We start from the raw sequence: 5,992 nt of genomic DNA, 5'->3' as shown, positions 1-5,992 counted from the left end.
GATTTAGAAGATGATCCATATGCATAATTCAATCAAAAAGAGTTGTTCTTTATAAGAACAACTCTTTTTTTATTAAATACACAAGGATTCTATTAAAAAGTGTATAATATTATCCGAAAAGGAGGTGTATGTGACGTGTCACGTGACGCCGTAACAGATATACAAAATGTTTATTGGACGCGCGAAGTTGCTGAATTATTAGGAGTTAAAGAAGGAACTATACGTAAGTATGCCCGTTTATTAGAAGACCGCGGCTATAACTTCCACCGTAACGACCATGACCAACGCGGTTTTTTTGACAAGGACGTTATAATTCTAAGAAAAATACAAGAATTAAGTAAAAGTAAGTCTATGACGCTTGATGATGCCGCAAACGCTATTATATCAATGAATCCCCCTAACGAATTAGCGTCCATTACGCCCCCCGTTACAGACGAAAACGAGCATCATATAACGCGTTATGAAAATGTAATGAGTGTGTTACAGGATTTAACACAAGAAAATAGTGAGTTAAAGCAAATGTTAGGTGTTATTTCAAATGAAATGATTGAGCAAAAAAAACTGTTACAAGAACAATCTAAACAAATTGAACAATTACACGTAGAGCTAAAAGAAAGTAAACAAGTTCTTAATGCCCCAAAAGAAAAACCAGGATTCTGGTCTAAGCTCTTTTCAAAAAATGAAGGCATATGATAATTTCATCATACGTCTTCATTTTTCTTCTAACAAAACAAGTTCTGATTTTGTAGAGGGTTCTATTCCTAATTCATTTAAAGTTGCTATCAACAAAAGTATTTGTTTTTCAAATCCATTATTTAAAGAAATATCAGTAATACGAATCACTTTCCAACCACTTGTTTTCATGTATTTATCTCTTTTTCTGTCTCGTTTTATTCCTTCTGGTGTTCGATGAAAAGGCCCATCAATTTCTACATCTATTTTTAAGCCATTTGGAGAAAAAAACGCAAAATCTAACTTAAAACGTTTATTCGGTACTTTATATTGCACAATTGGATAATATCCCTTAAAGCGCAATGCATCATATACTCTCTTCTCTAATTTGTTAGAGCATTTCACCCGTTGTGAATCATTATTAGGATTATAAATAGATGATGGAGTGAGAATTTGTGCTAAAAGAAAAAATATAATTGTGCAACACAATACAACCAATAAACCTGTCATTTTTTCCACTCCAATAACAATTTTGAGTCAATGCTCAAAACGTAATATACCCACAGCCTTTCTATTTATTCATTTTCCATTTACTTACCTTATACAAGTAAAACAAAGTAGTCCTTTTTCATATTCTCTAGACACAGATTAAGATAAATTTCTTTGGAAAGTGCTTTGCAAAGATTTGTTGTATGATGCGTAAGTCAAATCTTTGCATTGTATGTATACCTCATTCCAAGTGAAATTATCAATAAATCGTTCGTGTGAAAGATTTATAAATCGAACCTTTTTACACTCCAATTTACCTTAGGGTAAATTGGAGTGTATGTAAGTTCTCATTCCTGTCCATAATTGTAAATAAAAAATTAAAGTTATGGGAGTGAGAAGAATGTTTTTCCGCAAAAATAGGACCAAACTAAAAAAGTGGTTAGATCGGCAAGGAATTGAACAACAAGAGCTAGCAAAAAAATCTAAAGTGTCTACAAAAACAATTAGTAAAGCATGTAGAGACACAGATTATATCCCCAAACCTGAAATCATGAAAAAACTATTACATACTATCAGAAAAATTGATCCTCACGCTAGAATTAATGATTTTTGGGATATGTAAAAAGCACAAGAAACAATATCTTGTGCTTTCATAATTTTGCTTTGACTGAACCTATTTGAACCGAAATGTCTTTAGGTTGCTGTACTTGTGCAAGAAAATGCTGAATAGAGGGCGCTTGAAAAATACGAAAGTTAGAACTAGAGATTGGATATTTGAGGTCAGTAAGGATTAAAAGTGAGGGAAATACCATATTATGTTTTGGTTGCCACGATTCTTTTTTCCATTCCATGCTACGAAAATATGATTCATATCGTTTTATTTTCGTTTGGATCGTAGCCTTATTATAAATGGAGTTCTGGACTTCTATAAAAAATGGACTTTTGCGCCAAATGGTAAATATATCGGGTTCCATATAACCTTTTTTATATTTAGGTTCTACTTGAAATATTTTCGGTCTTTCGATTCGTAATAACTGCTTATATACATCCACAATTGCTAAAAAGTGACGTACCTTTTGGCTTCCTTTACGAATGGTATTTGGATAAGGAAAATACACGTATGGACGTTGTGATGTATCTACATCAATATATCCTTCGCGACTTAACCGCTTTGTAACAGTATTACAGCATGTTACTGCATTTTTCACATTTCTAAAATGAAGATCAATAATATCATCACGCGACATACATCTAAATTGCTGTAAATGGCCTATAATTTGCTTATCTCTATTCGTTAGCATCATCTAACACCCCAAAGATTTTATCTTCTTGATGCTCCTGTTCTTCTTTCTTTACACTTTGCTCTTTAGATAAACGATACGGTTCTATTATTTCTTTTGCCTGGTCCAATGCCAAAAAAGGAGCCTGCACCTTTTTTAAACCATCTAATTTTAAAATCATTTGCCCCGATTGACTTAAATTTTCTGATCCAGGTGTCCCCACAATGTTACTATTAATTAAATCCGCACATTTAAAGCCCATTCTTACCGTCAAATTGAGCTTTAACTTACCATCAAGTATTTTTGCATCTGGACGTTGCATACTTAGCATGAGGAAGATACCAAGCGATCTGCCGACAGCTGATATTTTTTCTATTATGGTGACACATTCCTTTTCGTCCTGTAGCATTGCTACTTCATCAATGGCAATAAAAAGATAGGGTAAAGGTTTATCTTTTTTTATTTGGTTGTATTCATCAATATGACCCAGCTCATATTCTTCCATTAACTTTCTTCTATGCAATACCTCTTTCCATAATTTTGATAACATGTTCATCATTTCATGTTCTTCCATGCAAACATACTTCACGTGCTTCACTCTTCTTAAAAAATGAAACTCTGAATTTTTCAAGTCCCCCAGGTACAAATGTAAATGCTCTGGTGACATATGTTGGATTAATGTGGCTAAAATCACGCGCACCATACTACTTTTTCCGCTTCCTGTTTCTCCCGCAATCAGTAAATGAGGTGTATTTGAATCAACCATATCATACACAATCGCATTCCCGAATTGGTCCCGCCCTACTACCACAGGAAGACGATATTGTTTCAATAATGGCTGCCATTGTTTATAACTGTAATCGTAAGGCTGTAAACTTGCATTAGAATGAAATACATGGAGTACGAACTTTTTAATATTGCCTTCCATCATAAGATTTTCGCCTAGTATTTGTTGAAAACAAAACCATTTCTTATGAATTTGAGCTGGATCAACTCCGTTTGGCAATGTAAAAGTGTACCGTACACTTTCTTTCCCTTCGTAAACATCATGAATCGTAGGATAAATGGGGACCTTTCCACCTCGTGTAATGTGTTCATCGTATAGCTTTGCTTTCTTAAATACTTCTTCTAACTGATATTTATATTTTTTCTTTTTTAACCACCTTTTCATTGTTCACCCTCCTTACAACATAAGTAAAGTGCGAATAAATACATAACCAATGAATCCAATGCCTCCAATTCTTACACCATAATACAGACCATTAGACAGGAGATTGGATGCAAAAACATAATCATTTCGTACTAAATATTTCTCCAATAAAACAGCTCCAATTGTAAGACCGCCTACTATTCCCAGGGCTACATACGTATGAACAAGCGGTGATGACATATGAAAAAATGCGAACGGACTAATAGGGCCAATGCTATATATTTTTGTTTGCTTTTTCTTCTTATAAGATTGGTCCATAAAGGCTTGAAAAGAAATTGTTTCTTTTCGATTCAGCATGTTCTCCCTCCTAAAAAGAGAATATTGTTAACAAATTTGGTATCCAGTCTAATACAAAGCATATACAATCTAACACCATATGAGAGGTATTCTTAATGAGTTCCAATGTATCAACAGGTACATGTGTTATGAAACTTGCAAGTTCATCTGGTAACTTTCGTATTTCTCGCGCTGTACTGTCTAATGGCTCTGTCACATACCAACTAATCCACCTATATAAAAAATCTGTTGTATCCGTTGTACTCATTGCATTTTGATTAAGTGCATCCCACCCACACATAATTTCGTTTGTTGAACTTCCACACCATTCTTTAATTTCTTTCACACTTGGAAATTGCGGACTAGGTATGTTGTTCCATCCTCTTGTTGGATCATCCCTCAAATAATATTTAATTTGATTACCGATAATTTCATAAGAATTATTCATTGTTCCCCCTCCTTTTTTTCATTCCATTCCTCCTACTATAAACAAAACTCAAAATCCCCTAAAAACCTATGATAATCGAAGATTTCTTTTGATAGTGCTATCATGATAGATTCTTTGGTTATAAGGTTGATATCCACTTTGGTAATTACTTTGGTAAATAATATTCATCACTGATTGTCTGATATACGTTGTCATTTGTTGTCTACCAAAAATAAAATAAGCCTTTTAAAAAAAGATTGGTTTTCATGTCCTACAAAAAAACTTGTATAAAAAAGGACCAAGATATCATTAGATGGTAAAATAATATAGAAAATTTTAAAAATATAAGGGGGCAACAAGATGAAAATTTTACTAGATGGAAGAAGAATATTTGAAGTAGACAACTCTAATTATGATTATGTGGTATTTCCTGCTGAAAAGATTCAAACATACATACAATTAAATGGATATCTTATTAAAAAAGGTGACTTACAACACCCTAAAAAATGGATTAACATGGAAGATGCATCAGACATGGATTGTTTGGTACTTGAAAGTTCTTTTAATCCAGATGAGTATGAATGTTTGTTTTTTGATGATTTAGGATTAAAAGAAGCGATCAAAAAAATTCTATCGCCTTATAATATTCAAATTGATAATGACATCAAAAAATTATTATCATTAGATAAGCTACCATTAAAAGCAGCCCTAGAATTAAAAGAATTATTCACTTCAGAAAAATACGCCAATGACTATTCTAATCCTTTAGATTTCGCACGTTATGAAGGATATGAGTTTGAGTGTAATGGTGAAATAAAAAAGTGGTTTATAGGGGAAGAAGAACTTTCTTGTACATCAATTACATATGATACTACAAGACGCTTTGTAAACCTGTGTATTGTAGAAACATACTACAAAGAAACAAAAAAACATACTGAACACGTATTCAAAACACATACCGGTGAATGGTATCGATATTATTCTGGCGACGATAAAAATAACTTTTGGATTATGAAAGACATAGAAGGTGAAGAATTAGTTTCATTCCCATTCCATTCGTATACACTTCAAGAAACAACTCCTAGACAAATACCTGAAAAAGAAAAAGAAATTAAGATTGATTGGTCTAAATTTATCGCAAAAGAGGAAATATACGATTTTTATTACTCTGAAAAAGAGTTTACACTTCGAATATTGTATAACAAACCCTGGAATAATTTAGTATGCATTGATGGTAAATGGACGCGGTTCACTAAGAAAGTTTCAAAAGGTGAGAAACCTTTTGAATCCTGGGACATCAACTGTGATGATGAAATATTTCTTGGTTCAGCAACATTTGGAGACATAAGAGAAGAAGAATTTACAGAACAACAAATGGATCAACTTTGCGCCGAAATCAGAGAGCGTTCATATGCTAAGGCTTCCAAATAATATAATCGAACAATACGTTTGATTGGTATAGCATAAAATAAAAACAATCGAAATATATTGAGAAACAAATAATAAAATTTAATTTTCTTATTATTTAAAATAAAATGAATATGAGTTGGAGTAGCATCTAATCTTTAAACCTTACGCGAAAAAGAGATCGGAATATCCGATCTCTTTTTACAGAGTGTTGGGAAACCCTTTAGGGGT

Annotated in this window: 8 protein-coding genes; 3 read left to right on the top strand and 5 right to left on the bottom strand. The window is 32.8% G+C overall.

The features are described from left to right. Positions 1-135 precede the first annotated feature (135 nt). Positions 136-693: a MerR family transcriptional regulator gene (locus RT27_RS03665; RefSeq protein WP_043935342.1), complete on the top strand. Its 558-nt coding sequence runs from the start codon at positions 136-138 to the stop codon at positions 691-693. 18 nt (positions 694-711) lie between these two features. On the opposite strand, the gene RT27_RS03660 is transcribed toward RT27_RS03665, so the two are convergent. Beyond that, on the bottom strand, positions 712-1,182 hold the full coding sequence (locus tag RT27_RS03660) for a DUF559 domain-containing protein (RefSeq protein ID WP_043935341.1): 471 nt from the start codon (positions 1,180-1,182) through the stop codon (positions 712-714). A gap of 379 nt (positions 1,183-1,561) precedes the next feature. Here RT27_RS03660 and RT27_RS03655 point away from each other — a divergent pair, with 379 nt between their 5' ends. Continuing rightward, positions 1,562-1,783 (top strand): helix-turn-helix transcriptional regulator, encoded by a 222-nt coding sequence (locus RT27_RS03655; protein ID WP_000466107.1) that lies wholly within the window; start codon positions 1,562-1,564, stop codon positions 1,781-1,783. A gap of 28 nt (positions 1,784-1,811) precedes the next feature. Here RT27_RS03655 and RT27_RS03650 read toward each other — a convergent pair whose 3' ends face one another. The 4 genes from RT27_RS03650 to RT27_RS03635 are packed head-to-tail and all read right to left on the bottom strand — an operon-like array spanning position 1,812 to position 4,375. Beyond that, positions 1,812-2,465, bottom strand: a complete 654-nt coding sequence (locus RT27_RS03650; RefSeq protein WP_043935340.1) for a replication-relaxation family protein — start codon at positions 2,463-2,465, stop codon at positions 1,812-1,814. Beyond that, the gene (locus RT27_RS03645) at positions 2,449-3,612 is read right to left on the bottom strand and encodes an FtsK/SpoIIIE domain-containing protein (protein WP_043935339.1); all 1,164 of its coding nucleotides are present in this window, start codon (positions 3,610-3,612) and stop codon (positions 2,449-2,451) included. The genes RT27_RS03650 and RT27_RS03645 overlap by 17 nt, the downstream gene beginning before the upstream one ends. 12 nt (positions 3,613-3,624) lie before the next feature. After that, positions 3,625-3,948 (bottom strand): hypothetical protein, encoded by a 324-nt coding sequence (locus tag RT27_RS03640; protein WP_043935338.1) that lies wholly within the window; start codon positions 3,946-3,948, stop codon positions 3,625-3,627. A gap of 10 nt (positions 3,949-3,958) precedes the next feature. Beyond that, positions 3,959-4,375 (bottom strand): hypothetical protein, encoded by a 417-nt coding sequence (locus RT27_RS03635; protein WP_043935337.1) that lies wholly within the window; start codon positions 4,373-4,375, stop codon positions 3,959-3,961. A gap of 339 nt (positions 4,376-4,714) precedes the next feature. On the opposite strand from RT27_RS03635, the gene RT27_RS03630 reads away from it, so the two are divergent. Next, a complete protein-coding gene (locus RT27_RS03630) occupies positions 4,715-5,785 on the top strand; it encodes a hypothetical protein (RefSeq protein WP_043935336.1) in 1,071 nt (356 codons plus the stop codon). Positions 5,786-5,992 lie beyond the last annotated feature (207 nt).

The organism is Bacillus sp. L_1B0_5 (assembly GCF_000836715.1).
In the GTDB taxonomy this organism is placed as follows: Bacteria; Bacillota; Bacilli; order Bacillales; family Bacillaceae_G; genus Bacillus_A; species Bacillus_A thuringiensis_S.
The sequence above is the reverse complement of the archived record's forward strand: the minus strand, read 5'-3'. Positions and strand labels throughout refer to the sequence as shown.